This window comes from Acetobacter fabarum (genome assembly GCF_011516925.1).
Classification (GTDB): Bacteria; Pseudomonadota; Alphaproteobacteria; order Acetobacterales; family Acetobacteraceae; genus Acetobacter; species Acetobacter fabarum.
This window is the reverse complement of sequence record NZ_WOTG01000046.1, coordinates 1-1,297: the sequence shown is the minus strand read 5'-3', so window position 1 is coordinate 1,297 and position 1,297 is coordinate 1. Positions and strand designations below refer to the sequence as shown.

The 1,297-nt window shown below is 53.0% G+C and carries 1 protein-coding gene; it reads right to left on the bottom strand.

The window, feature by feature from the left end; all coding sequences use genetic code 11:
- Positions 1 to 133: 133 nt before the first annotated feature.
- Entirely contained in the window at positions 134 to 1,213 is a 1,080-nt protein-coding gene (locus GOB83_RS14590; protein ID WP_165926623.1) for an IS5 family transposase, read from the bottom strand.
- Positions 1,214 to 1,297 lie beyond the last annotated feature (84 nt).

Sequence of the window (1,297 nt, the reverse complement as noted above, 5' to 3'; positions counted from 1 at the left end):
TGGAGGGATCGAAGAACCGTTGATTGATGTGCTTGGCGGGTAATTTCTGGCTTTTGGCGATTTGATTGACGGTTTTTGCGATGGCATCCGGTCTGCGTTTTGAGCAGATTGGGAGCTGTTACCCGCTTGATAGCTACGCTGTGGTGCTGATCCGCTGCAGGAAGAGGAAGCGGCGCATGTTGTAGACGATATTGGCCAGCCCGATCCTCATGGTGGCCCGGGTAATACCGACAGTTCGGATGAACAATCCCGTCTGTGATTTCTGGTCGGCAAAAACATGCTCGACACGCGAGCGGATCATGGACTTTCCTGCATTGGACCGGTGGATATGGAGTGGCATGGGTTTGAGATGCGGCTTTTTGCGATGAACCTTTGAGACAAAGCCATGCTTTTCCATGAAGTCTTCATTGGCTTTTGAGCGATACGCTGTATCAGCCCAGACGCTTGAGGCCGTATTGGTTTTATCCAGCAGCCCCTCTCTCAATCGCGCACCATCACTGGCGGCGGCATCCGTCGTCTTCCATTTTCGGATGAACCGAAACTTCCGATCGATGGAGACGTGGGATTTGTAGCCAAAGAACGGGATGGCAAGATCTCTGGATGGCATGGTTCCATCATCCTGCTGCTTCGCCTTCGTGAACTTCAGCGTCCATCGTGCATGCCTGTCCTTGTGCGACAGTTTGGATGGCTTGTCCTGCCAGTCTTCAGGAATACGGCCTGCTCGCAGATCCGCTTTCTCTGCGTTTGTATTGCGCTGCTTCGGAGCCGCTACGAGCGTGGCATCCAGGATCTGGCCTGACATCGGCAGATAACCAGCGCTGCGCAGGGTCGCATCAAAGCGCTCAAACAGTCTTTCAATGGCCCCCGCCTGTGTCAGGCGTTCACGGAACAGCCAGATTGTTTTGGCATCGGGCACCCGATCTGAAAGTCCCAGACCAAGGAAACGCATACAGGAGAGGCGATCGTTGATGAGATACTCTGTCCGCTCATCAGACAAATTGTTGAGCGTCTGGATCACCAGGATCTTGAACATCAACACCGGATCAAATGGCGGTCGCCCGCCCTTGCTTCCATCTGAATAGGCCAGAGCCTTCTCCAGATCAGGGCGGAACACCTCAAAATCCACAGTCCGGGAAAACGCTTCAAGCTGATCGCCAAGACCGCTCAAACGAGCAAGCCGCTCTTCAACATCAAAGAAACCAGGCTGTTTCATTATTCATTCATCCACCCAATCACCACAGGAGGTATGGAATCACAGATACGCACTCAAAACCATGGAGTTTTTCGAACCCTCCAT

Excerpts from the sequence above, each read along its gene's own strand:
- GOB83_RS14590 (WP_165926623.1), bottom strand. The coding sequence starts at position 1,213 with ATGAAACAGCCTGGTTTCTTTGATGTTGAAGAGCGGCTTGCTCGTTTG.